The sequence below is a fragment of the Acidobacteriota bacterium genome, assembly GCA_030949985.1.
GTDB lineage: Bacteria > Acidobacteriota > Polarisedimenticolia > J045 > J045 > JALTMS01.
Genome location: JAUZRX010000015.1, coordinates 26,995 through 49,908, shown reverse-complemented (window position 1 = coordinate 49,908; position 22,914 = coordinate 26,995). Strand labels below are relative to the sequence as shown.

17 protein-coding genes and 1 tRNA gene are annotated in these 22,914 nt (G+C 69.8%); 8 read left to right on the top strand and 10 right to left on the bottom strand.

Features of this window, described 5'->3' with window-relative positions:
- Positions 1 to 170 precede the first annotated feature (170 nt).
- Positions 171 to 2,249 carry a response regulator gene (locus tag Q9Q40_02850; protein ID MDQ7006149.1) on the bottom strand — a complete coding sequence of 693 codons (2,079 nt, stop codon included), beginning with the start codon at positions 2,247 to 2,249 and terminating at the stop codon, positions 171 to 173.
- 329 nt (positions 2,250 to 2,578) lie between these two features.
- Here Q9Q40_02850 and Q9Q40_02845 point away from each other — a divergent pair, with 329 nt between their 5' ends.
- The 3 genes from Q9Q40_02845 to Q9Q40_02835 all read left to right on the top strand — a co-directional run bounded on the left by Q9Q40_02845 (position 2,579) and on the right by Q9Q40_02835 (position 5,040).
- On the top strand, positions 2,579 to 2,977 hold the full coding sequence (locus Q9Q40_02845; protein ID MDQ7006148.1) for a hypothetical protein: 399 nt from the start codon (positions 2,579 to 2,581) through the stop codon (positions 2,975 to 2,977).
- 75 nt (positions 2,978 to 3,052) lie between these two features.
- Positions 3,053 to 3,346, top strand: a complete 294-nt coding sequence (locus Q9Q40_02840) for a thioredoxin family protein (GenBank protein MDQ7006147.1) — start codon at positions 3,053 to 3,055, stop codon at positions 3,344 to 3,346.
- A gap of 128 nt (positions 3,347 to 3,474) precedes the next feature.
- Entirely contained in the window at positions 3,475 to 5,040 is a 1,566-nt protein-coding gene (locus Q9Q40_02835) for a GNAT family N-acetyltransferase (protein MDQ7006146.1), read from the top strand.
- A 1-nt stretch (position 5,041) separates the two neighbouring features.
- Here the strand turns inward: Q9Q40_02835 and Q9Q40_02830 are convergent, their stop codons facing one another.
- Positions 5,042 to 7,381, bottom strand: coding sequence for a CHAT domain-containing tetratricopeptide repeat protein (locus tag Q9Q40_02830; protein ID MDQ7006145.1), 2,340 nt, complete (start codon positions 7,379 to 7,381; stop codon positions 5,042 to 5,044).
- A complete protein-coding gene (locus Q9Q40_02825; GenBank protein MDQ7006144.1) occupies positions 7,381 to 8,943 on the bottom strand; it encodes a hypothetical protein in 1,563 nt (520 codons plus the stop codon). Before Q9Q40_02825 ends, Q9Q40_02830 begins: the two co-directional genes overlap by 1 nt.
- 232 nt (positions 8,944 to 9,175) lie before the next feature.
- On the opposite strand from Q9Q40_02825, the gene Q9Q40_02820 reads away from it, so the two are divergent.
- The 5 genes from Q9Q40_02820 to Q9Q40_02800 all read left to right on the top strand — a co-directional run bounded on the left by Q9Q40_02820 (position 9,176) and on the right by Q9Q40_02800 (position 14,751).
- Positions 9,176 to 9,760, top strand: coding sequence for a sigma-70 family RNA polymerase sigma factor (locus tag Q9Q40_02820; protein MDQ7006143.1), 585 nt, complete (start codon positions 9,176 to 9,178; stop codon positions 9,758 to 9,760).
- A 10-nt stretch (positions 9,761 to 9,770) separates the two neighbouring features.
- Positions 9,771 to 10,619 (top strand): hypothetical protein, encoded by an 849-nt coding sequence (locus tag Q9Q40_02815; protein ID MDQ7006142.1) that lies wholly within the window; start codon positions 9,771 to 9,773, stop codon positions 10,617 to 10,619.
- Positions 10,620 to 10,671: 52 nt separating this feature from the next.
- Positions 10,672 to 12,186 carry a sodium/proline symporter gene (locus Q9Q40_02810; protein ID MDQ7006141.1) on the top strand — a complete coding sequence of 505 codons (1,515 nt, stop codon included), beginning with the start codon at positions 10,672 to 10,674 and terminating at the stop codon, positions 12,184 to 12,186.
- A complete protein-coding gene (locus tag Q9Q40_02805; GenBank protein MDQ7006140.1) occupies positions 12,183 to 12,941 on the top strand; it encodes a redoxin domain-containing protein in 759 nt (252 codons plus the stop codon). The genes Q9Q40_02810 and Q9Q40_02805 overlap by 4 nt, the downstream gene beginning before the upstream one ends.
- Positions 12,942 to 13,326: 385 nt before the next feature.
- Positions 13,327 to 14,751, top strand: coding sequence for an aminotransferase class V-fold PLP-dependent enzyme (locus Q9Q40_02800; protein MDQ7006139.1), 1,425 nt, complete (start codon positions 13,327 to 13,329; stop codon positions 14,749 to 14,751).
- On the opposite strand, the gene Q9Q40_02795 is transcribed toward Q9Q40_02800, so the two are convergent.
- The 7 genes from Q9Q40_02795 to ileS all read right to left on the bottom strand — a co-directional run bounded on the left by Q9Q40_02795 (position 14,748) and on the right by ileS (position 22,838).
- A complete protein-coding gene (locus Q9Q40_02795; protein MDQ7006138.1) occupies positions 14,748 to 15,071 on the bottom strand; it encodes a hypothetical protein in 324 nt (107 codons plus the stop codon). The two genes, Q9Q40_02800 and Q9Q40_02795, sit on opposite strands and share 4 nt — an antisense overlap.
- Before the next feature lie 15 nt (positions 15,072 to 15,086).
- Positions 15,087 to 15,782 carry a hypothetical protein gene (locus Q9Q40_02790; GenBank protein ID MDQ7006137.1) on the bottom strand — a complete coding sequence of 232 codons (696 nt, stop codon included), beginning with the start codon at positions 15,780 to 15,782 and terminating at the stop codon, positions 15,087 to 15,089.
- 22 nt (positions 15,783 to 15,804) lie between these two features.
- Complete coding sequence (locus Q9Q40_02785; GenBank protein MDQ7006136.1) at positions 15,805 to 16,911, bottom strand: patatin-like phospholipase family protein; 1,107 nt, start codon at positions 16,909 to 16,911, stop codon at positions 15,805 to 15,807.
- A gap of 292 nt (positions 16,912 to 17,203) precedes the next feature.
- Positions 17,204 to 17,279, bottom strand: a tRNA-Gly gene (locus Q9Q40_02780).
- Between the two features lie 99 nt (positions 17,280 to 17,378).
- Positions 17,379 to 18,764 (bottom strand): sigma-54 dependent transcriptional regulator, encoded by a 1,386-nt coding sequence (locus Q9Q40_02775; GenBank protein MDQ7006135.1) that lies wholly within the window; start codon positions 18,762 to 18,764, stop codon positions 17,379 to 17,381.
- Positions 18,765 to 18,873: 109 nt separating this feature from the next.
- Entirely contained in the window at positions 18,874 to 19,260 is a 387-nt protein-coding gene (locus Q9Q40_02770) for a polymer-forming cytoskeletal protein (GenBank protein ID MDQ7006134.1), read from the bottom strand.
- Positions 19,257 to 22,838, bottom strand: coding sequence for an isoleucine--tRNA ligase (gene ileS, locus Q9Q40_02765; protein ID MDQ7006133.1), 3,582 nt, complete (start codon positions 22,836 to 22,838; stop codon positions 19,257 to 19,259). Before ileS ends, Q9Q40_02770 begins: the two co-directional genes overlap by 4 nt.
- Positions 22,839 to 22,914 lie beyond the last annotated feature (76 nt).

Sequence of the window (22,914 nt, the reverse complement as noted above, 5' to 3'; positions counted from 1 at the left end):
CAAGCGGACGGCAAGGCTCCCGCCGGGACGAAGGTGGCAGGCGAAATATATCGAAAGGTGATGGCGGAGAACGGAGTCTCTCCGGAACTTGCCGCCAACTCCCGCAAGAGGAAGGCGGCCTTCCGGCGGTCAGCGCCGATCGTCGGGGCGCTCGGCCAGGCCGCTCCGCTTCACGACGCGGTCCGCGGCCCGAGCCACTGCCGGAGCACCCGTTCGATGGATTCGACGCTGACCGGCTTGCTCAGGTAGTCATTCATGCCGGCCCGCTCACACTGTTCGCGATCCTCGACCGACGTGGCCGCCGTCACCGCCACGACGGGCAGATTCCCCAGGCTCGGGATCTTCCGGATCTCCCGGGTGGCCTCGTAGCCGTCCATCGCGGGCATCTGGCAGTCCATCAGCACGAGATCCACGTCGCCCGCCTCGAGTCGATCCAGGGCTTGCCGGCCGTCGACCGCCCGGGACACCCGGCAGCCGAGGCGCTGCACGATCCGTGCAGCCACCTCCAGGTTGACCGGGTTGTCATCGACCACGAGCACATGCCCTTCGAACCCTCCCACGCACCACTGCCGACGCTCCTTCTGGACGAGGGGCGGATCGTCGAGCAGCATGGCCGCCACCTTCCAGGACAACAGCGGCCCGGCCAGCTTGCGCACGTCCGACTCCAGATCTTCACCGCCGGTCCAGCCCTCTCCGGCGGGAGGCGCCAGCCACACCAGGCGGCTTCTCCCCCCCGCGGCATCCGCGATCCGCCGCAAGCGATCGACCGCCCGCTCGCCCCGCCGACGTCCCACCAGGACCCACGACAAGCCACCCGCGGGGCACTGCACTTCGGCGCCTGCGTCGCCCACGTCGACCCGGGCCCCCATGGCGGCCAGCGCCCGGGCCAGATCGCGGGCCACCGCCTCGTCCTCCAGGTCGACGAGCACCTCGACGCCATCGAGGCGCGGCGCCGAGACGGCCTCTTCGGAATCCACAGGCAGCGTGAACCAGAAGCGGCTCCCGCCCCCGTTCCGGGCCGCCGCACCGATCCGCCCTCCCATGGCCTCCACCAGGCCCTTGCAGATCGCCAGGCCCAACCCCGATCCTCCGGGCCGACCGCGAGCCGAAGCCTGCTGGAAGAAGGGCTCGAAGAGCCGCGGGATCTCCGCCTCGCCAAGTCCGGGCCCGCTGTCGACGACCTCCACCATGAGTTCCGAACCCGCGGAGCCGCCCGCCAGCCATCCCAGGCGCACGAGCACATGGCCCCGCTCGGTGAACTTCACCGCGTTGCCCACGAGATTGCCCAGTACCTGGCGCAGTCGCTGTTCGTCGGCGGCGACGGTGCGGCAGGCCCGCGGATCGGCGACCGCCGCCAGGAAGATCCCCCGGGCCGCGGCCTGGGGAGCGAAAAGCCGGACGACGTCTTCGCAAATGCCTCGAGGATCGATCGGCCGGGGATCGAGTGCCAGCCCTCCCGCTTCGAGTTTCGACAGATCGAGCACCCCGTTGAGCAAGGTCATCAACGCCCGGCCGGAGGATCCGAGCAGATCGACCAGTTCCCTCTGTTCGTCGCTCAACTCGGTGCCCTCGAGGAGTTGAGCGATGGCCATCACGCCGTTCATCGGCGTGCGGATCTCGTGACTCACCGTGGCGAGGAAGCGGCTGCGGGCTTCGACAGCCTGGGTCAGCTCGTCGTTGAGCCGCTCGAGCTGGCGGGTTCTGCGTTCGACATATTCTTCCAACTCGCGGGCGCGGCGCTGCACGGCCCGCAGGCGCCAGCGAACGACCCCGACCGCCAGCACCACCGCCGCCAGCAGCACGCTCCCAAGCAGCCACCACCGATGCCGGAAGGAGGCCGGGACATCGAGTTCCGCCGGCCGGTCCCCATCTCCCTCCGCCACGCGTGTCCGATCCGCCGCCCCGAACTCGAACGCTGCGCTGCCCGGCGCCCGGTGGACCGTCATCGGGCCGGGGCCCACGAAACGGCGGCGAAGATCGGGACCGTCGTGCCGGGGCGGCCCCCCGCCGCGGCGCGAGGCCGCCCGGTAGTGCGTGGCGGGGCGTGGGAGATGCACCCATCCTTGCCCCACCACGGAAGCCCACGGACCCCCGGCCTGGTCACCCCGCCTCCCACCGGTCCCGCAAAGTCCGGTGCCGGTGCCGGCCAGCACCACGAAAACCACGATAGTCACCAGGCGCCCGGCATCGAGAGGAAGTCGACAGCCTCCCGAAAACCCGGCGTCCCTGCTGCATACCGCCCGAATCAACCGGCCCTCCCAAACCCTCCCGAAGCAAGTCCTTACCAACGTCCCGCCTGACCTGCTGCGCATGATAGCCGGGGTGGGCGGGCTTTCTCCAGTGGCTCCCCGCGGTCCCGCGGAACCCGCTTGTCACCCCCCCGCCGCGGCGAGTGGGGGTGGCCGGCGCACCGGCTGCGGCGGCGCGACGGAAAAGGCCCTTGCGTCGTGGGGGTTGCTGCCGCGCCGGTCCGGGCGTGTAGAATACGCTTTCGTCCCGATTGACCCGGAGTGAACCAGGATCTCCCCCGGCTTGCCGCCGGGGGGGCCCACGCCAAAAACCCAAGGAGGTTTGAAAGATGAGAATGCCGCTCCTGATCCTTGCCGCCCTGGCGCTGTCGCTGGCGGCGTGCGGCGGAGGCGAACAGCCCGCCGCCCCGGCAGAAACCCCGGCTCCCGAGGCCACGGCCGCCGAAACGCACACCGAGACGAAGGCGGACGCCGCGAACTGGGAAGTCGGCCAGGCGGTCGAGATCTCCGGCACCCTGGGCTGCGCCCACTGCACCTACCACGTCACCGACTCCTGCGCCGCCGCGATCCAGACCGCCGATGGCGGCTACGTCGTCCTGGATTCCGACCAGGAGAGCGAACTGTTCACAAAGCGCTACGACAAGGCCACCGTCGAGGTGCAGGGCACGATCGCCGAAGCCGGTGATCCGCCCAAGATGCACGTGGAGTCCTACGACTTCGGCTCCTGAGACCCAACCGAGTCCCGTCCCCGGTCCGGACCGCTCCGGACCGGGGATGCCGTCGGCGGTCCCGAAGGGCGAACGATGACACGCAGGCTGCAGGTCGCCGGCACCGGCTGTTCTCGCTGTGTCCTGCTCGAGGCCCGCGTTCGACAGGCCGTCGACCTCCACCAAGGCCAGGTGGAGGTCGAATCCGTTTCCGGCATCATGGAAATCATCGCCCTTGGGCTCCAGGCCGCTCCGGCCCTGCTCCTCGACGGTCGAGTGCTCGCCGCCGGGCGTGTCCCCTCCGTGGAAGAAATTCTGGAATGGCTCGACCCGGCCCCCGATCCCCCGGACGATGCCATCGATGCATCGCAGCCGGATCCGTCCCCCTGACTCGAAAATCAGCCTGTCGGCGCTCACCACTCCATGGCATTTCGTTTTGGCCCGCCCTGCTCCCGGGGCCTTGACCGGTCACCCGCTTGCCCGTAGATGCACGGGCGGCAGCGGTGGGAGGTGGGAAGATGCATCGAGAAGTACGCGTCCTCGAGGGCGCCGGCCCGTGGCCGTCGCTCCGGGATGCATGGGACCGCCTGGTGGAGGGGCGCGGGGCGAGCGCCGATCTCTACGACACCTGTTCATGGCTCGAGTCGTGGGCTGCGGTGGCGCCGGCACACCTGATCACCCGCATGCGCACTCCCGCCGTCTTCGAAGACGGCCGCTTGCGGGCGCTGATGCCGATGATCGCGGGCCGATCGGGACGCTGGACCATCCCCGCCATCGGCTATCGTCCCCGCTACCGCGTGGTGGTGGATGAAGAGCGACCCGACGCCTCGCTCCTCGCTCCCCTGGTCGAAGCGGCGGCCGGGGCCGGTGCCCGCGAACTCCAGCTTCTGGCCCTGCCCTCGACCGACCCGCAGGTCCGCCCCCTGTGCCAGGCACTCGAGAGCAGCGGGTTCCGGATCCACCTGACAGAAGGCACCACCGAGTGTCTCGCGAACGCGGAACCGAGTTGGGACGAGCATGCCCGTCGCTTTCCCGAGGTGCGCAGAACGACCCGCAAGCGCCGGCGCAAGGCGCAGACCCTGGGTTCCCTGCGCCTGCTGCGCTATGGCGGCGAAGGGGGCCTGCCTCTCGACGAAGGGTTCGAAACCTACCTCCGGGTCCACGCCGCCAGCTGGAAGGGCGATCTCCGGCCGCTGACCGCCGCCCACCGTCAGCACCTGCTGCGGGCCGCCGACCGACGCCGGTGGGTACGCCTGTTCGTGCTGGAACTGGCGGGGGTGCCCGCCGCCGCCCACATCTGGTTCCGGCTCGGCGGCCGGGCCATCTCCTACTCGACGGTCTACGACCAGCGGCTGGCCTCCCTGTCCCTGGGCACGATCATCCAGTGGGAGACACACCAGGCGGCCTGGGAGGAAGGGGCTCCTGAGATCATCGACTACCTTCCCGGCAAGGGCACCTACAAGAGCCGGCTCGGCACCCTGGCGCCTCGCCTGCTGGTTCTCACCGCGCTTCGCCGCCGCCTCGTCGCCGGCCTGGCCCTGCCCCTGGCGGGCACGGCGCGACGGACCGCGCGACGCACGGTCCACCTGGCCCGGAAAATCGGGGCGAAGGTCGGCCCGACCCGGTCCTCGCGCGGCCGGGCCGCCAACGAAACGCCGGCCCCGATAGCGCCCCGGATGCTCTCGCCCGGCCCGGCGCCCCCCCCCTGTCCCATCGAGCGCCTCGAAGCTTCGTCGAGCACCGAACTCTTCCTCGCCGTGGCGGGAGGCTGGTCGAGCCCGCGGGCGATGAAGGCCAACTGGGGCCAGGACGATGTCTGGTGGCTGGTGGGCGCGGTTCCCCGGGCCGCCGTGCGCCTGGGCCGCGGGAAGGAACCGGGCGCCCCGCTACCGGTGCGGGAGATCGTGCATTTCGAAGCCGATGCCGCCGTGCCCACCGAGCCCATCCTCGAGCAGCTCGCCGGAGCCCTGGGCCGTCAGATCGTCGTTCCGCAGCCGGCACGCCATGGCGCCGGCCCGGGCTCGGCGGTGAAGATCCACCATGCGGTTCTGCCCTGGCCTTGCCCGCGGGCGCCGGCCTGTTGAATCACCGCGCCGCCGCACCCCGACCCTCGAGCAGGACGAAAGGCGAACGGCGGGCGGCGCCTCGATGGCTGCGCGACAGCTCCCGCCGCGCTTCGAGCAAGGCCCGGGGAGGCGTGGCGCCGGCAGCCAGCGCGCGATGAAAGGCGACCATCAGCCGTGCGGTGGAGCGGTCGGCCACGGGCCAGAGACTGACGAGGACGCCCCGGGCCCCCGCGTCGAGAAAGGCGCGCCCCAGGCCTACCACCCCCTCCCCCGGAATCACTTCCCCTTCCCCCGTGCGACAGGCCGAGAGCACCACCAGGGCGTCGGCCAGATGCAGCTTTCTGATCTCCTCGAGCCCCAAGCGCTGATCGTCCCCCAGAATGATTCCGCAGCGCCGGGGATTGCGCGTCGAGGCCGTGGCGTGGGTGGCGAAGTGAAGGGTACGGAAGTTCTCCACGGGCAACGCGAACAACCGCTCGAGGGTCAGCTCCTGCTCCACCAGGAGCTGCGCCCGCCCGCCCCACAACCCGGCCAGGCGGGACAACTCCCAGGCGGCCCAGGGCAGGTCCGGGCGGCCGCTGCCCTCGAAGCGGCTGCGCCCCGCCAGCAATACCGGAGCGGGCCGGGGGGCGGTCCGGGGCGGATCTCCCAGCACCGGCAGCAGGGACAGCTCGAGGCGCAGTCCCAGGGGCTCGCCGTCCATGGCCCCCGGCAGCGGCAGGGCGCCGAAGGGCAGCAGGGCCAGTTCCCGGTCCGGGACGATCATCAGGCGACGACACGCCGCCAGGTGCCGGCCGAGAGGCTCCAGCAGCAGGCGGGAGAGTTCAGCGCCCTGGGCGGCCCCGCCACCGGCGGCCAGTGCGGCCCGGAAGGCCTCGACCCGCGTCCGCACCGCCGCGTGTCCCCCCACCCGGACCAGTTCCGCCTCGCCCCGCCGCACCACCAGGGCCACCCCGCTGTCTTCCCCGAGCAGGTAGGCCACCACCACCTCATCGGGAGCCAGTCGGCGCTGGAGGCCGGCGAGCAGCTCACCCGGCGGCAAGCCCGGCGTCCGGCTCCGGCCTTGCCGCTGAAGCAGCCCATAGACCGCCTCCACGGGACCCGCCGCCGCGGTGCTCTCCCCTTCCCCCATCCAGGCCAACGCCAGGTCGGCCCAGGGCTCGAAACGCTCGCGCAGGAAGCGCAGGCCCGCCCCGCCGGGTTCGAGGGAGCCCCGCTGCCCCTCGAGAAGCGATACCGCGCGTTCGAGCGCCTCCCGGGCCACCGCCCCCTGGCCGAGCGCCATCCGCGCCCGGCCCTCGAGCCACCAGCCGACCCAGGCATCGCCCCCTTGGGCGGCCGTATCCCCCTCGCGGTTGAGGGCTTCGAGCCGCCGCAGACCACCTGTGGCGTCCCCCGCGGCCACCTGGGCGGCGGCGGCAAAGGCCCGGGCCAGCCGGGCCAGGGGCTCGTCCCTGCCCCGGGCCAGGCCGACGGCCTCCTCGGCCAGGGCCCGGGCATGGGCGGCGGCCCCCCGCGCGAGAGCCAGCCGCGCCAGGCCGAGCCGGGCTCGGGCGACGAGTTCGGGCTCCCCGTCGTCCACCTGCTGCAACCACTGCATGGAAACCGCCGGCTGGCCCAGGGCCCGGTGGAGGTTGCCCAGCACCACGGCGGTGGCCGCGGCCGTCCAGTCATCGCCCTGCTCCACCGAGCGCTGGTGGATGGCCTCGAGCAGGGGGCGACCGCCATGGACGTCCCCGAGTTGGATCAGCAGCACCGCCTGGTTGTAGGCGGCCCCCCGAGCCGCCCCGGCCAGGCCCAGCGCCTCCAACTCGCCGGGCACCCGGGCGAAGAGTTCCACCGCCTCGCCGACTTTCCCCCGATCGAGCAGCACCGGGACGAGGTTGTTGCGCAGGAAGGCCTGCAGGTCGTCCCGCTCCGCCGCGATGGCCGCGTCGAGGGCCTGGCGGTAGAGACGCTCGGCCTCCACAAGCCGGCCGCTGCGGTATTCGAGCCAGGCCAGGTCATCTCCGGCGCGGGCGGTTCCCACCGGATCGCCGGCCGCGCGAGCCCGCTCGAGAGCCACGAGAAGACGGGCCCGGGCCGGCTCGATCTCTCCCCGTTCGGTGCACAACCGTCCCTCGATCCAGGCCGTTTGCCAGGGCTTTCCGCAGCGCGGATCGACGGCCTCCAGGCGGACGGCCAGGGCCTCGAGGGCCGCCTGGTTGTCGGCCCGCTCGAGGGCGGCCCGCCAGGGCTCGTCCCCCGGCGGGCAGGCTTCGAGATCCACGGGAGGGGCGTCGGCGGGGGGGCTGCCGCAGCCGCCCTGCAACAGGAGCAGGAGTCCGCACACGACGACGAGACCCGCCGCGCGTCTCATCAGGGAGGCGGCTGGTCCTCGAGGGTCACGCCGTAGGCCACTCCGTCTCCCGCGGCCCCCCCGAGATGATCGAACCCCGTGTCGAAGGTCGTTCCGAGTTTCTTCCACGGATTCTCCAGCACCGGGGGATCCCAGGGATTGACCAGCAGGGTATCGGTCGACCCGCCCAGGCCGAGTTGCGTGCCGCCGACACCGGGACAGATGCAGGAGGGATCCGGAAACAGGCAGTCGCAGGCACACGGACAGTCGGACCCGGCATCGATGCACTGGCAGTAGACGGTGTAACCCTGGGTCGAAGGACAGCCCGGAGCCTGCCACTCGAGGCGGATGTCGTCCTGGCTGCCGTCGCCGTCCAGGTCCGCCTTGAACTGGCCGGTGAGTTCCACCGCGCAGACCTGGGTCGCCGGCAGGGCCACCGTGACGGGACAGAGGTTGGCCGTGGGCCCCCCGCCCAGGGGCAGACGCGCCAGGCTGCCATCGGCCAGCAGACGGCTCAGGCTGTCGTCGTCCCGGTTGGCCACCAGCAGCCGGGTCCATTCGATGGGCCGGTCCACGGCCAGGTCCCGCGCCCCGGCCTCGGCCGCGAAGCGCTCGACGGAGCAGTCCGCCGGGTCGACCACGACGATCTCGTCGGCCGCCCCATCGAGGGCGAAGACCGTGTAGGAATTGGGCCCCGGGCCGGCGATCGCCACAGATGCGAGGGTCCCGCCGGGGGTACAACTTCCCCCGGTGTCCAGGTTTTCGAGCCCACCGGCGGGACCGAGAGGCATGACGGGAAAGCGACGTCCCGTGGCGGCCGCCGGTCGAAACGTGGAGGGAGCGGTCCCGGGTCCCAGTTCGCTGCGTCGCAGCAACTCGACCTGAGCCCCCGCCAGGAGATCCTCGCCGAGGGTCACCTGGTAGACCGCCAGGGCATCGGCCTGCGAGTTTTCCTCGATCACCCCGTACAGGGGCGTGTGCCGGCCCCGGCCCGCCGGCAGCCCGGACACCGACACGCTCGTCCCCCGGCCACGACCGAGAATCCCCCAGGTGACCACCGGGTGAGCGCCGCCGGTGATCAGCTCTTGCTGGTCGAGCACCACGAACACGGCGCGTCCGTCACTCAGCGTGCCGGCCACGTCGAGCAGCGAACGCAGGCCCCGGGCCCCGGTGGGGTCGACGAACCAGCGGGGCGGCGAGGTGGCGCAACCCCGCAACACCAGCCCGGGCCGGCCCAGGGCGGCCGCCACGTCGAAGTAGGGCGCCGCGGTGGATACCGCGCGCGCACGGACGTCGATCAGGCTGACCAGCCCCTGCTGGGTGACGAAAGCAAAATCGTCCACGGCTCCCGGTACCGTGGAGAAGGCCAGCCCCCAGGGCGGATCGACGGCCCCGTCTCCGTCGGGGTCGCGCAGGTCGATCACCGCGAGAGACGCGCCGCTGTCGGTATCGATCACCTCCACCTGGAGGGCGCACTCTTCCACCACCCAGGCCTCCGGCGGCGCGGAGGGGGCCGCAGCCACCGCCGTGGTCAACACAGCGGACGCCGTGAAAATCGTGCGAAAAAAAACCGTAACGTTCATCCCGGCTCCCAGAATTCGCCGCGCAGGCCCCAGGCCAGCCCCGGCGCGCCTCGATCAGAAGGTCGGGAACGGCTCGTGCCTGTTACATTTACCACGAAAAAGGTCTAAGTTAAGAGATCTTTGTCACCCCCCTCGAGTAATGCCGTGGGGGGTCCTGTCGACCTCCTTATTCCGGGAGCGCGAGCGCCGGCCTCGAGGCCGGCACGATTCCCAGGAGGATCGGCCATGAAGGGTGATCGCCTTGACCAGGCTCGACGCCAGCACCATCGCCAGGGTTCACGATGGTTTCCTCGCCGGGGAAGAAGACGCGGTGCGCACCGTGCAGGGGTGGGTCGAGGCCATCGTGAGGGGTGGCAACTGGCGTTTCAACGACCCGGAGAGCCTGGTCCAGGAGATCCTGCTCCAGCTCCTCCAAATCGTGCGCGCGGGCAAGGTCCACTCTCCGGGGGGCTTTCTCAAACTGGTCCGTACGACGGCCCGCTTCCGCTCGGTGGACGCCTACTATGCCCAGCGGCGCCGACGGGACCGGGAAAGCCCCGACACGCGGCTCGAGACCCGTCCGGCCCGGGAGCAGGATCCCGGCCAGCGGCTCGAGCACGCCGAACGCGCCGACCTGCTGATCTACATTTTCCAGCGCCTGCCCGAGGCCTGCCGGGATCTTTGGAAGAGAATCTACCATCGGCGCCAGAGCGCCTCCCAGGCGGCGGCCGAACTGGGCATCACGCCCAACAACCTGCGCGTGCGCCTGCATCGTTGCCTGGAACGGGCCCGGGAGATTCGCCGGGAATACGAGGCCATGGTCCCGAAGTGCTCGTGAGGTGCCGATCATGAACCCGCCTCATCCCGCCGATCTGCTGATTCCCTTCTACGCCGCGGGCACCCTCGACCCGGAGCAGGCGGCCCAGGTCGAGCGCCGGTTGGCCGAGAGTGCCGAGGCGCGGGAGCGGCTGCGCCTGGCCCGCGCTGCGGTGGCGTGGGGCGGGGACATGGAGCATCAGCCGGTGCATCCCCTGCTGCTGACCCGCTACGCCGAAGAACCGGACGCCCTCGAGCCGGCCACACGGCGGCACATCGAAGCGCTGCTCGCCGACTCGCCCCTGGCCCGCGAGGCACTGGCCTGCCTCGAGCGAACCCTGGAAGCAGAAGGGCGGACCGCATCGTCGACAGGCCGCCTCGTCCGGTGGTTCGAGGGGCTGTGGGCGACGTTGCGCGGGAGCGTGCTGCGGCCTCTCCCCGCCCTGGCCTACCTGCTGCTGGCCTGCGCTCTGCTGCCCATCTGGCGGCGGGAGACCCCCGCTCCCCTCACCGTGCCGCCGGTGGTCGTGGCCGCGGGCAGCGACGTCCGGCGCGGCGCAGGCGGCGCCCCCGACGGAAGACTCCTCCTCGACGGAGAGGGCCCCGTACTGATCGAACTCCACACCGGTTTGCTCGCCGAGGACCTGGCCGGCGCCACGGGCTGGAGCCTGGCCCTCGAGCAGGACGATACGACCCTCTGGAGTGTCGAGATCGACCGCGCGCGCTTCGAGATGAGCCCGGGAGGCGCCGTGCTGCGGGTGATGATCGACCTGGCCGCCCTCGAGCCGGGCAAGCCCTATAGCGCCGTGTTACGGGTGCACCGGCCCGGCGATCTGCTCGACGGCCATGCCCTGTTCCGCCAGGACCTGGAGCGCCGCTGAAGAGCAGACGGTCAAGCCCGGCGATGGGGTCGCACCGTCTATGATGGGTTCCATGACCGCCAAGCCGGCCATCGCCGTGACCCTGGTGCTCTACGCACTGGCCCTGCTCGTTCTGGGCTGGTGGGGCCGGCGGAAAACCCGTGACACCACCGATTTCTTCCTCGGAGGGCGCCGCCTGGGACCGCTGGTGGCCGCGATCAGCGCCTCGGCCTCCTCCTCGTCGGCCTGGACCCTGCTCAGTGTCAGTGGTGCGGCCTACTGCTGGGGGCTCTCGGCCGCGTGGCTCTTTCCGGCCTGCGTCGGAGGCTTCGCCCTGAACTGGTTCCTGCTGGCGCCCGCTCTCCAGCGCCAGGCGCGAGCCAGCGGCGCCCTGACGGTGACCCAGGTCCTCGCCGGGCCTTCCCATCGCCCCGGTTCCCGCACCATCAGCCTCTGCGCCTCGCTGATCGTGCTCTTCTCTTTCACGGTCTACGTCGCCTCCCAGTTCCTGGGGGCGGCGAAGACTTTCGCCTCCACCTTCGGCCTGTCGACGGATACCAGCCTGCTCCTGGGCAGCACCGTGGTGGTGCTCTACACGATGGCGGGAGGTTTCTGGGCCGTCAGCCTGACCGACACCCTCCAGGGCCTGCTGATGGCCGCGGTGGCGATCCTGCTTCCCGCCGCGGCCCTGGTGGCGGTGGGCGGCCCCATCGAGTTGTGGCAGGCGATGGGCCGGGTGGAGGAGATCCGGGACGCCGGCCGGCTGGTCGGCGCCGGACCCGCGGTGTTCCTCTCACCCACCCGGGCCCTGGGCCCGGCGGCCCTGGGCCTGGTGTTGGGCCTGCTGGGCATCGGCCTGGGCTATCCGGGACAACCCCACGTGGTCAATCGCTTCATGGCCCTGGCGGGAGATCACCGCACCCTGGAGCATTCCCGCCGCATGGCCATGGGGTGGGCCCTGACGGTCTACGGCGGCATGCTGCTGACGGGATGGTGCGGGCGGGTCCTGCTCGCCCCCCTGGCCGACCAGGAGGTGGTGTTCATCGCCTTGACCCGCCACCTCTTCCCGCCGGTGATGGCCGGAGTGATGCTCGCCGCGGTGCTCTCGGCGATCATGTCCACCGCCGACAGCCAGCTGCTGGTGGCCGGTTCTTCGGTCACCGTGGACCTGGGCCTGGCCGGCCGGCGAAGGGTGCTGCTTCACTCGCGGCTGGTGGTGATCCTGCTCTCGACGATGGCGGTGGGGCTGGCCCACTTCGGCAGCCGGCAGATTTTCGCCCCGGTGCTCTTCGCCTGGTCCGCGCTGGGCGCCGCCTTCGGTCCACTGTTGCTGGTCACCGCCCTGCGGGGCCCGGTGCCGCCGCGGCGCACCCTGGCCGCGATGGGGGCAGGTTTCGTGCTCAGCGTGGCGGCCTACTCACTGCCCCCGTTCAAGGGAGGCGCCGCAGAACGGGTGTTCCCCTTCCTCGTCGCCCTGCTCATCGCCCTGGGGCCGCCGGGCCGACACTGGCTTCGCCGGACCCGAACATCCAGAATACTTGCGATGGAGGCGGACCGGTCCGACCTCCACAGGAGGAACGCTCAATGATCACAGTCGGCACCAAGGCTCCCGATTTCACTCTGCCCGACCATCTGGGCCGGCGGGTTTCTCTCGCCCCCCTGCTGGGCAGGCGGCAGGTGATGCTGCTTTTCTATCCCCTCGACTTCACTCCCACCTGAAGCCGCGAAGTGCCGGCTGTCGAGGCGCTGCGTCCGCGCTTCGAAGCCGCCGGCACCCAGGTTCTGGGTGTCAGCGTCGACAGCGTCCACTGCCACGCCAACTGGGCCTGCGACCTGGGGGGCGTCGCCTTTCCCCTGCTCGCCGATTTCCATCCCAAGGGCAAGACAGCCTCCGCCTATGGCGTCTATCTCGAAGACCACGGCATCAGCGACAGGGCGACGGTGATCATCTCCCACGATGGAGTCGTGCGTTTCGCCGAATCGGTCGGCCCCGGAGGCGAGCGGGACATCGAGGCCCTGCTCGCCCGCTGTGAAGCCATCGCCGCCGAACATGGCAAGCCCTCATGGACCCCTCCCGCCAGGGAGCTGCCGGACGGCGTCACGCTCTACGTCAAGAGCCGCTGCGGCTTTTCGCGGGCGGCCCTGCTGGCCCGGGAAAACCTGCACCTCGAACATCGCATCACCGTCAAGAATGTCACCGAGGATCCCACCGCCGGCATCGAACTCGAGCGCATCGCCGGCAAGACCCAGGCCCCCTGCCTGGTCATCGAGGGCAAGCCGCTGCACGAATCGGAAGAGATCATCTCCCTGCTCGTGGACGCCACCGCGCCCCTGCCCGACTGAAGATCTCCGCGACCCCGTGAAAAAGAGCGGCGCCCCGCATGACGGGGCGCCTTCTTTCTTTCCGGTCGACTCGAATGCGTGACGACGAGGGTGACTCGGTCGTCGTCGCGATCACCGCCGTGATCATCGTCGTGATCGTGGTCGTCTTCGCAACACGGCGCAGGACCCGAAGCCCTCGACTCGAAGGACTCCCCATGTTCCGCACGCCTTCGGCGCCGACCGGGGGCGTGCGTCTCCCCCCGAACCGTTCCCGCCCCCCGGCGGTCGCCCCATCGCCAGGTACCGCGCGAATCCCCGCGGCCCTCCCACGACACCCCTCCATCGTGGAGCTATCATCACAGCCCGCGGAAAACCCATCGCGCGGAAAAGGCTGGAGGGAATTGGCATGGACAAGACGCCAAGCGGCGGGGCGCCGAAGCGAGAGGACGCGGACATGCTCGAGGCTCACGCACGGTTGGCCCGGAAGGTCCTGGCCCGCGAAGTGGAAATGCCCTCCCGCGAAATGACGACGCTGCCCGAGCATCTGCAGCCCGGTGCCGCCGGGCGGACCCTCGCCACCGTAGTCGCCGCTCTCGACGAGGTTCTCAGCCAGACGCCCTCGGCAGCCAGCCCGCGCTTCCTCAATCAGCTCTTCGGCGGCCGCGATCCGGCGGCCACCCTGGCCGAAATGCTCGTCCCCCTGACCAACACCTCGATGTACACCTTCAAGGCGGCGGGGATCCAAATCCTGCTCGAGCAAGCCATCGTGGCCCGCATGGCACGCTGCGCCGGCTTTCCGGAAGGTGAAGGAACCCTGACCCCCGGGGGCTCTCTCTCCAACATGCTGGCCCTGATGATCGCGCGCAACGAAGCCCTGGCAGACACGCGAGAACATGGCGTCGGCGGCCGCGCGGCGGCGATCTACACATCCGACCAGGGGCACTATTCGATCCGCAAGAATGCGGGGGTCCTGGGGCTGGGCCGCAGCTCCGTGCGGGAGATCCCCTCCGACCGCCGCGGCCGCATGCGTGTCGACGCCCTGCGCGAGAGCCTGCGACAGGATCGGGCCGCCGGGATCCTTCCGCTGATGATCAATGCCACGGCGGGCACGACCGTGCTGGGGGCCTTCGATCCCATCGCGGACCTGGCCGCCCTGGCCGCCGAGGAGCGCGTCTGGCTTCATGTGGACGGCGCCCTGGGCGCCTCCGCCCTGCTCAGCCCGCGACACCGCCACCTGCTCGACGGCCTCGGGGGAGCCGACTCGTTGACCTGGAACGCGCACAAGATGATGGGCGTGCCCCTCAGTGGCTCCGTGCTGCTCCTGCGCCGCAGGGGCCTGCTGGCCCGCCATCTCAGTGAACAGGCCGACTACCTCTTCCAGGCCGACGCCGACACCCTCAACCCCGGAACACGCTCGATCCAGTGTGGACGCCGAAACGACGCCCTCAAGCTCTGGGCCGCCTGGCTGTATCACGGAGACGAGGGCTACGGCCGGCGCATCGAAAGACTCTTCGCCCTGGCCCGCCACGCGGCGAGACGCCTGGCGGGCGACCCGGCCTTCGAGCTGCTGCTCGAGCCCGAGTCCGTCAATGTCTGCTTTCGCGTTCGCGGCCACTCCAGCACGGCGATCTGCGAGGCCCTCGATCAGCGACGCCTGCTCAAGATCGGTCACGGCGAGGCCCTCGGTCGCCGAGCGATCCGCCTGGTCTGCGTCAACCCGGACCTGGGCCCCTCCGACATCGACGCGATCCTCGACACCATCCTGCAGGTCGCCTCCACTTTGCCCGCTCAAAAACCTCCCCGCATCGAAAAGACACCAACGGACCGCTAGCCGACGATCGCGGCCAGGCGCGGCACCTTCCCGGCGATCCTGATCGCCACTTCGCCCAGCGCCTCGATGCGGGACCGGAGCTCGGCCTGCGTGACATTCAGGCGCGAGGCCTCCTGGACCACCGCGAGCAGCCGGTTGTAGGCCTGATAGCCGCCGCCGCCTGGAGCGATCGCGTCGATCTCTTCCCTCGACAGGCCGGAGAGCTGGTCGATCGCATCGCGGTACTTCCCTTTGAAGGCCTCGTCCGCCCGCTTCAGCGCAGCTCGAACGCGCCGACGAAACCGGTCTCTCTTCTGTTGCCTGCTCAGCCTTGCGGGCATCCCCTCCCTCCCTTTCTACTCGCCGCCGTGCACCGGGTCCCGGGCTCCGGTCAGGCGGCGCACCGTCTGTGGCAGCCTGTCCAGTTCCGCGTCGACTTCCCGGGCCTTTTCGAGAGCTTTCTCCAGCCGCCGAGACAGCTCCGCCACCCGCCCCGCGGTGCGCTCGCGATACTCTCCCAGACCCAACTCGGCCAGTGTCTCGGCCTGTACGTCGTGAACCTTGACGACCGAGGCCAGGTGGCCGGTCACCACGGCATTCGCGCTCCTGAGGGCGTCGAACGCCGCATCGATGCTCTCGAGCACCTCCCGCCGCTGCTCCTCGATGGGCGCCCGCACTTCCCGGCGGAAGGTTTCGATCCGGCGCACCACGTCGTCCACGTAAACCTCGAGGATGTCCAGCGCGTCCAGATCCGCCCCTCGCGGGTCGACGGATTCCCCGTCGGTCCGACTCACGAGGCGGACCAGGTCCAGATCGTCGATCGACCGCCTGATGACAAAAGGCCGGTAGACCGTATCGACGAATACGTCGATATCACGGAGAAGCCGATCGAAGTGCACGACGGCAAGGCGGCGGTTGGCGGCGTGAACCACCTCGAGATCTCGTCCCATGGTGACAGACAACTCGACCGACTCGCGCGGGACGGAAGCGCAGCCGACCCAGACCAGCACGCCGAGGATCCCGGCGGCCACACCTTGCACGGGTCTTCTCATCCTTTCCTCCCCAGCCCCCTTCTCACCCCGCCATCGCCTTGTAGATGCGCCGCAGTTCCTGCTCGCCCTTCTTCGAAACGCGCCACTTCAGAAAGGCCCGCACCCCCATCCGACCCCGTTGACTGAGAAATGCGATCTCCGCCTCTCCCAGGTCGAAATCGGTGAAGCCGATCGTCTCGCCCATGTCGATGAAGACGGTGCGTGACCAGTCGTTCTTGTGCAGATGCATCTTGTTGGCGACGGCCCGCATCAAGGTCACCAGGGCCCAGCCATAGTGCACGATATTGTCGATCTGAAATTCCTCGTTCTGCCAGTCCACCAGGTTGGCCTGCAACTCGCCGCTGGTATCCAGGCGGAAGCCGAGGGTCTCGGTGTTGAAAACGTGCTGCGGATGTCTTGCGTAACCGATCGGCAGTCCGCGGGCCCGGCACGCCAGGTACCGGGTATGGTCGAAGAGGTTGACGGGGTAGTTCCACGTCAGGCCGCCGTCCACCAGCACGTCGCCGCCGCCGCCGCGAGCCGCGGCGAAAAAGAGCGGGATGCTCATCGACACCCTGACCGCGTCTTCGACCTTCAAGTCCGGAGTGTGCCGGCTCTCCGCGCTGTAGATCTCACGGCGCTGCCGACTGAGGTTCGAACCCACCAGGTAGAGGGCGGGAAGTCTCACCCCCTTGCCGGCCACCGCACGCCGCCACCTGGCAAGCTCCGCCAGAGTCGGGCGCGGAGGAGGCGGCTGCACTCCCACGGCCTTGCTGGTCCGTCGGGTTCCGACCCGGATCTGCCGCCGTATCCATCGACGGAAGGCATCGCCCCTGTACCACCCGTAGCGGGTCAGCAACCTGGCCGTATCCCGGGCGAAGCCGAAACTGTCGTCCGTGAAGTCCCTGAAGTGGGTTTCCCGGAGCACCCGGCCGAGGGCCGTCGCGTCGAAGCCGCAAGCCAGCAGGCAGGCCGTGATGGCGCCGGCCGATGCGCCCCCTACCCGCTCGACGGCGTCGAGGATGCCGAGTGCCTCCAGTTCGGCCAGGGCTCCCTCGTAAGCGATGCCCCACACACCACCGCCTTCGAAGACCAGGTTGCGGATCCGTCCCGGGTACGTCCGCTTGACCGTTTCTTCCCACTTGCCCACGCTCGCTCCTCCCCGGGCCGCCGCGAGTCGGCGGAACACGACATGCGGCCGGGAACGATCCGGCGATCCCGGCACGAGCCCCTCCTCGTCGGGTCGCACGATCGACCGCGAGCTGAACGGTGGTCGACTTCGGGTCCATGGTTCCGATGGCGAAACATCCGACACCCCGTCCATCGGCTCCGGCGGAGTCTAACACAGCGCCGGGCGGGGGATGGCGCGGCCATCCCGGCCTGGAGCGGATGCGTGGGGGCGCCATCTCGGGAGCGGAGATCTGCCGGGCGCCGGGAGCGACTGGAGCGGGCGACGAGGTTCGAACTCGCGACCCTCAGCTTGGGAAGCTGATGCTCTACCAACTGAGCTACGCCCGCTCGACGGCGCCGGTCGTCCCGGAAGTGCGAACGGTAGCCCGAGCCGGGCTGCGGTGCAAGTGCCCGGGATGCCCGACAGACGGCCGCATGCCCCGGCGCCTATGCCGTGGTCGTACGCGCGGCGGCCAGGCCGAACTTGCGGATCTTCGAGTAGAGAGTGGCGCGGGTGATGCCCAGGGTCTCGGCGGAGCGCTTGATGTTCCAACCCGTGCGGGTCAGGACCCGGCGGATGACGATCTCCTCGACTTCCGACAGACGAACGGTGTTGAGCTGGAAAGTGCCCTCCACGCCGCCGGCGGTTCCCTTGACTTCCGGGGGCAAGTCGTGGATGTCGATCACCTCGTCGGTGGCCAGCACCACGGCACGTTCGATGGCGTTTTCCAGTTCCCGCACGTTGCCGGGCCAGGCATAACGTTCCATGGCGGAGACCGCTCGGTCCGTAAAACCACGCACGGTCTTGCCGCAGCGCTTGCCGAAGGCCTGGAGGAAGTGCTGGGCCAGGTGAGGGATGTCGTCCGGTCGCTCCCGCAGGGCCGGAAGGTGAATCGGAATCACGTTGAGGCGGAAGTAGAGGTCCTCACGAAAGCGCCCCTCCTTGACCTCCCGGGAGAGGTCGCGGTTGGTCGCCGCCACGAGCCGCACGTCCACCGGCACGGCGGTGTCGCCCCCCACGGGTTGGACTTCCCGCTCCTGGATCACCCGCAACAGCTTGACCTGCGTGGCCACGGGCAGGTCGCCGATCTCGTCGAGGAAGAGAGTGCCACCATGGGCCTTGCGGAAGACACCGGCGCGACGCTTGACGGCGCCGGTGAAGGCCCCCTGTTCGTGGCCGAAAAGCTCGCTTTCGAGCACGCCCTCGGCGAAGGCCGAGCAGTTGACCCGCACGAAGGGTCCCGAGGACCGGCCGGAACGATTGTGGATCGCCGCCGCGACCCGCTCCTTGCCGGTGCCCGACTCTCCCGTGATCAGCACCGTACTGCCCGCCGGGGCCACCGTGCGGATCAGGCTGTAGACCCGCTGCATCCTCGGGTTGCGGCCGATCAACTCCTCGAACTCTCCGGGCCCCTCATCGCCGAGGGAGGCTTGGGCGCGCTCCTCCCGCTGGGGGCCCGTCGCGCGGCGACGGAGCCTTTCGAGAGCCCCCTGCACCGCCGCGACGAACTCGTCGACATGGAAGGGCTTGGCCAGGTAATCGAGAGCGCCGGCCCGCATCGCGGCCACGGCACTTTCCCTGGAAGCCGTGGCGGTGATGATCATCGAGGGCATTCCGGGATGCAGTTCCTGGATCCTGGCGAGCAGGTCCAGGGCATCGAGGTCCTCCAGCTCGTAGCCGGTGATCAGCAGGTCGTAGCGGCTGCTCTCCAGCTTGGCGAGGGCTTCCGCGGCCCGAGAGACCACATCCACTTCGTGACCCGCACGGCTCAGAGCCCCGGAGAGAGTCTCGAGGGCGAAAGGGTCATCATCGACGAGCAGAAGTCGTGCCACGGGGACCATCCGGTTCTCCGGTAACGCCGTCTTGACCAGAGGGCGTTGTCGAGAAAACCTATCGGCCGGGAGCCACGGTTCTTGAGCTTTCGCAGGTGTGTCGTGGAGTTCAGGCGCCGGCAACCGGTTCCGTCCGGTCCGCGCCCCCCTCTCGACCCGCGGGCTGCACCCGCAGCTCACCCTCCACTTCGAAGCCCGCCGCCGCGTCCAGCCGCCGCGCCTGGAGCTCTCCGTGGAAACGGGCGCCCGCCGCCAGATCGGCGCCCCCCGTCACCCGCAAGCGCCCCCCACCCCGGCCCTCGAGGTGCAGCCGCCGGCAGCGACCGGCCTTGAAGCGAAATCGTCCCCCGGCGGGCACGAGCAGGTCCCCGTCGAGGTCCAGCTCACCGTGGACCTCGCCGTGGATCACCCCGGCCCCCCGGCCCGTGATCCGGCCCTTCAGGCGGGCACCTTCGCCGGCCTGGAAGAAGCCTTCACCCGGGGCGACGGCGTTCATGCCCGCCGCTCGAGATAGAGGGTGAGTTCCCGGCCGTCGATGGTGACTTTTCGGACAGCCGCCCCCTCCAGCCGGGACCCGACGCGTAACGCGTCGGCAAGGGTCTCGCCGGCGATCAGGTCCCGGTGATCTTCAGCCGCCGCCAGCACTTCCGCGTCTCCCTCCAGGGCCACGACGATGCGGTCGGCGTAGTCGAGGTCCAACTCCTTGCGCAGAGACTGGATCCGATTGACCACCTCCCGGGCGATCCCCTCCCGGGCCAGGGCCTCGCTGATCTCGGTCTCGAGCACCACGACCACGCGCGGAGAGGAGGCCGCCGCGTAGTGCTCCCGTGCCGCCAGGGTGATGGCAACCTCCTCGGGGCCCAGTTCGACCCGCCGGCCATCCACCTCGAGCGTGATGCACCCGTCCTCGTCGAGCCGGTGGCGCAGGGCCGCCGCATCCGCGGTGGCCAGCGCGGCCTTGATCTTCGGCACCAGCTTGCCGTAGCGCGGGCCGATGGCGCGGAAATTGGGCTGCAGCCGCCAGTGTACGTAGGCATCGGCATCACCGCCGAACACCACTCGCTTGACATTCAGCTCGTCGGCGATCACCGCGGCGAGTTCCTGCACCCCCCGGGCCTGCTCGTCGGCGGCGAGGAAGATCCGCGCCTCGGACAGCGGCTGACGGACCCGAAGCTTCTGCCCGGCCCGGGCGGACAGGCCCAGGGAGACGGCTTCCCGCGCCAGGGCCATGGCCGCCGAGAGTTCCTCGTCGATCCAGGCCTCGGGGAGTTCCGGCCAGTCCGCCAGGTGCACGCTCTCGGGCTGGGCCTCGGGCCAGGCACCGTGCACCAGGGTGCGGTAGACGTGGTCGGCGAAGAAGGGCACGAAGGGCGCCGCCAGCAGCGAGAGATCGACCAGCACCTCCCACAGGGTCCAGTAGGCGTCGGCCTTGTCCGGCTCGAAACCCGGGGCCCAGAAGCGCGCCCGGGAACGGCGCACGTACCAGTTGGAAAGGGCGTCGACGAAACGACGCAGCGCCGTGGCCGCGTCGTAGGCCCGGTAGGAGTCGAGAGCGGTGGTGACCCTGCGCGCGGTCAGGGCGGTTTCGGAAAGGATCCAGCGGTCGAGCCGCCGCCGTTCGGCTACCGGGCGGTAGCCCTTCCCCGCGTCCAGGTCCGGCAGGGCGCCCCCCGCGCCCAGGGGCAAGTCCCGGGCTGGATCGAAACCGTCGATCGAGGCGTAGATCAGGAAGAAAGAGAGCACGTTCTGCCAGCGGACCAGGAAGTCGTTCTGTTGCTCGCGGATCGCCCGCAACGAGTTGCGTGTGTTGTTCCACGGCGGTCCCGCGGAGTAGAAGAACCAGCGGAAGGCATCGGCCCCGGGAGGGTCGTCGAGCACCTCGATACGCACGCTCTCGCCCGGAGTCAGTCCCAGCGTCCGCCGCAGTCCCGCACCGAGCACCACTGATTCCTTACCCACCGCCCCCGACACCAGGCGCCCGGTGGCGCGGCGGGCGGGATCATCGGCCCGGCAGACGGTCAGCGTCGCCCCCTCGGCCATGCCGAGGGTCTTGACCTGGGCCGGTAACAGCATCAGCGCGTCATCCTCCGGCGCCGCCCCCTTCACCGGCGTGTCGGCCAGGCGCAGTTCGAAGGCCCCTTCGAGCACCAGGTCGGGCGGCGTGTAATTCCCGGAACTCTTCGACTCTTTCTTGCCTTCCGGATCGCAGACGTGGCCAAGCACGATGCAGGTCTTGTAGGGATGGGGGAAGGGCCGCAGAGGGTCGAGACCGTAGCGCCGCTGGGTCTGTTCGTCGAAGAGCAGGGTCGAACACATCAGCAGCGAGTAGAACCAGCCGCGGGTCTGATCGATGGCCTCGGAGATGAAGTCGGCGGGGAAGGCCTGCCGAAACTCTTCCACGCCCCGATGGGGAAAGCCGAACTGGGCGAAGGGCATGCAGCCCGAATCGAACCAGCAGTCCACCACCTCGCTGACCCGCCGCATCTGACCGCCACAGCCGGGGCAGTCGAAAGTGATCGCATCGACCCAGGGCTTGTGCACCACCAGGTGCTCGGAGAGCGAAGGGTCCTTGCGGCGGGCCTCTTCCCAGTGCTCGAGTGCCCTGTGGTTACGGGCGATCGCCTCGTCGAGGCTGGCCAGCGCCTCGAGATGGTCGCAGGCGCTGCACTCCCAGATCGGCAGAGGCGTGCCCCAGTAGCGTTCGCGACTCAAGGCCCAGTCCACGTTGTTGGCCAGGAAATCGCCGAAACGACCCTCCCGAATATGCTCCGGCAGCCAGTCCACCTGCCGGTTGTTCTCGATGGCCCTGGCGATCTCCTCCGTCGTGCGGATGAACCAGGCCGGGCGCGCGTACTGGATCAGGGGATCCTGGCTCGCCCGCCAGCAGAAAGGGTAGTCGTGACGATAGGTGCCGGTGGAGAAGACCTTGCCCTCCGCCCGCAGCTTGCGGATGATGTCCCGGTCGGCTTCCTTGCAGAAGCGTCCCGCAAAGTCGGTCACCTCCCCGGGAAAAGTGCCGTCGGGCTTGACGAGTTGCAGGAAACCCAGGCCGTTTTCCCGGCAGGCGCGGAAGTCGTCCTCGCCGAAGGCCGGCGCCACGTGAACGATGCCCGACCCCGACTCGTCGCTGACGAAGTCGGCGGCGATCACCCGGAACGCCGGCCCGCCCTCGGGTTCGGCGTAGCGGAAGAGAGGCTCGTAGACCTCGCCCACCAGGGCCTGGCCGGAAAAGGTCTCCAGCACCTCGTGTTCGAGGCCGTCGAGAACCTTGGCCGCCAGCGGGGCGGCGAGAATCACCTTCTCGCTCTCGCCATCGGCGTGCGACACCCGCACGAGCAGGTAGTCCAGGTCCGGCGAGACGGCCAGGGCGATGTTGCTCGGCAGGGTCCACGGCGTGGTGGTCCAGGCCAGGTAGGACACGCCTTCCCTCGAGCGGCTGCGGAAGCGCACCACCACCTCGGGGTCGTCGACCTCCCGGTAACCCAGGCCCACCTCCCCCGACGACAGGGCCGTGCCCCCCTGGGGCCACCACCACACCACCTTGTGACCCCGGTAGAGCCATCCCTTGCGGAAGAGCTCGGAAAGCGCCCACCACACCGATTCCACGTAGGAGCGGTGGTAGGTGACGTAGGCCTGGCGCAGATCGACCCAGAAGCCGATCCTCTCGGTGAGCTGTTCCCACTGGGCGGTGTAGCGAAAGACCGAGTCGATGCAGCGCCGGGTGAAGGGCTCGACACCGTAGCTCTCGATCTCTTCCTTGCCGTGGATGCCCAGCTCTTTCTCGACCTCCACCTCGACGGGCAGCCCGTGGGTGTCCCAGCCGCCGATGCGTGGCACGTAATAGCCCCGCATGGCCTTGTAGCGGGGGAAGAGATCCTTCACCACACGGGTCAGGACGTGACCGTTGTGGGGCAGTCCGTTGGCGGTGGGCGGTCCCTCGTAGAAGACGAAACGCTCCCCGTCACGACGCTGGGAGAGGGAACGGTGGAAGATGTCCCGGTCCTTCCAGAAGCGGAGGATCTCCCTCTCGATGCGGGAGAAGCTGTGCTCTCCCCGCGGACGCTCGTAACCCATTGGCTTCCTCCGGAGTCCCCACCCCGCCGGCAGCACGACCCCCGGGGGCGAAGTGCCGTATTCTGCCACGCCACCG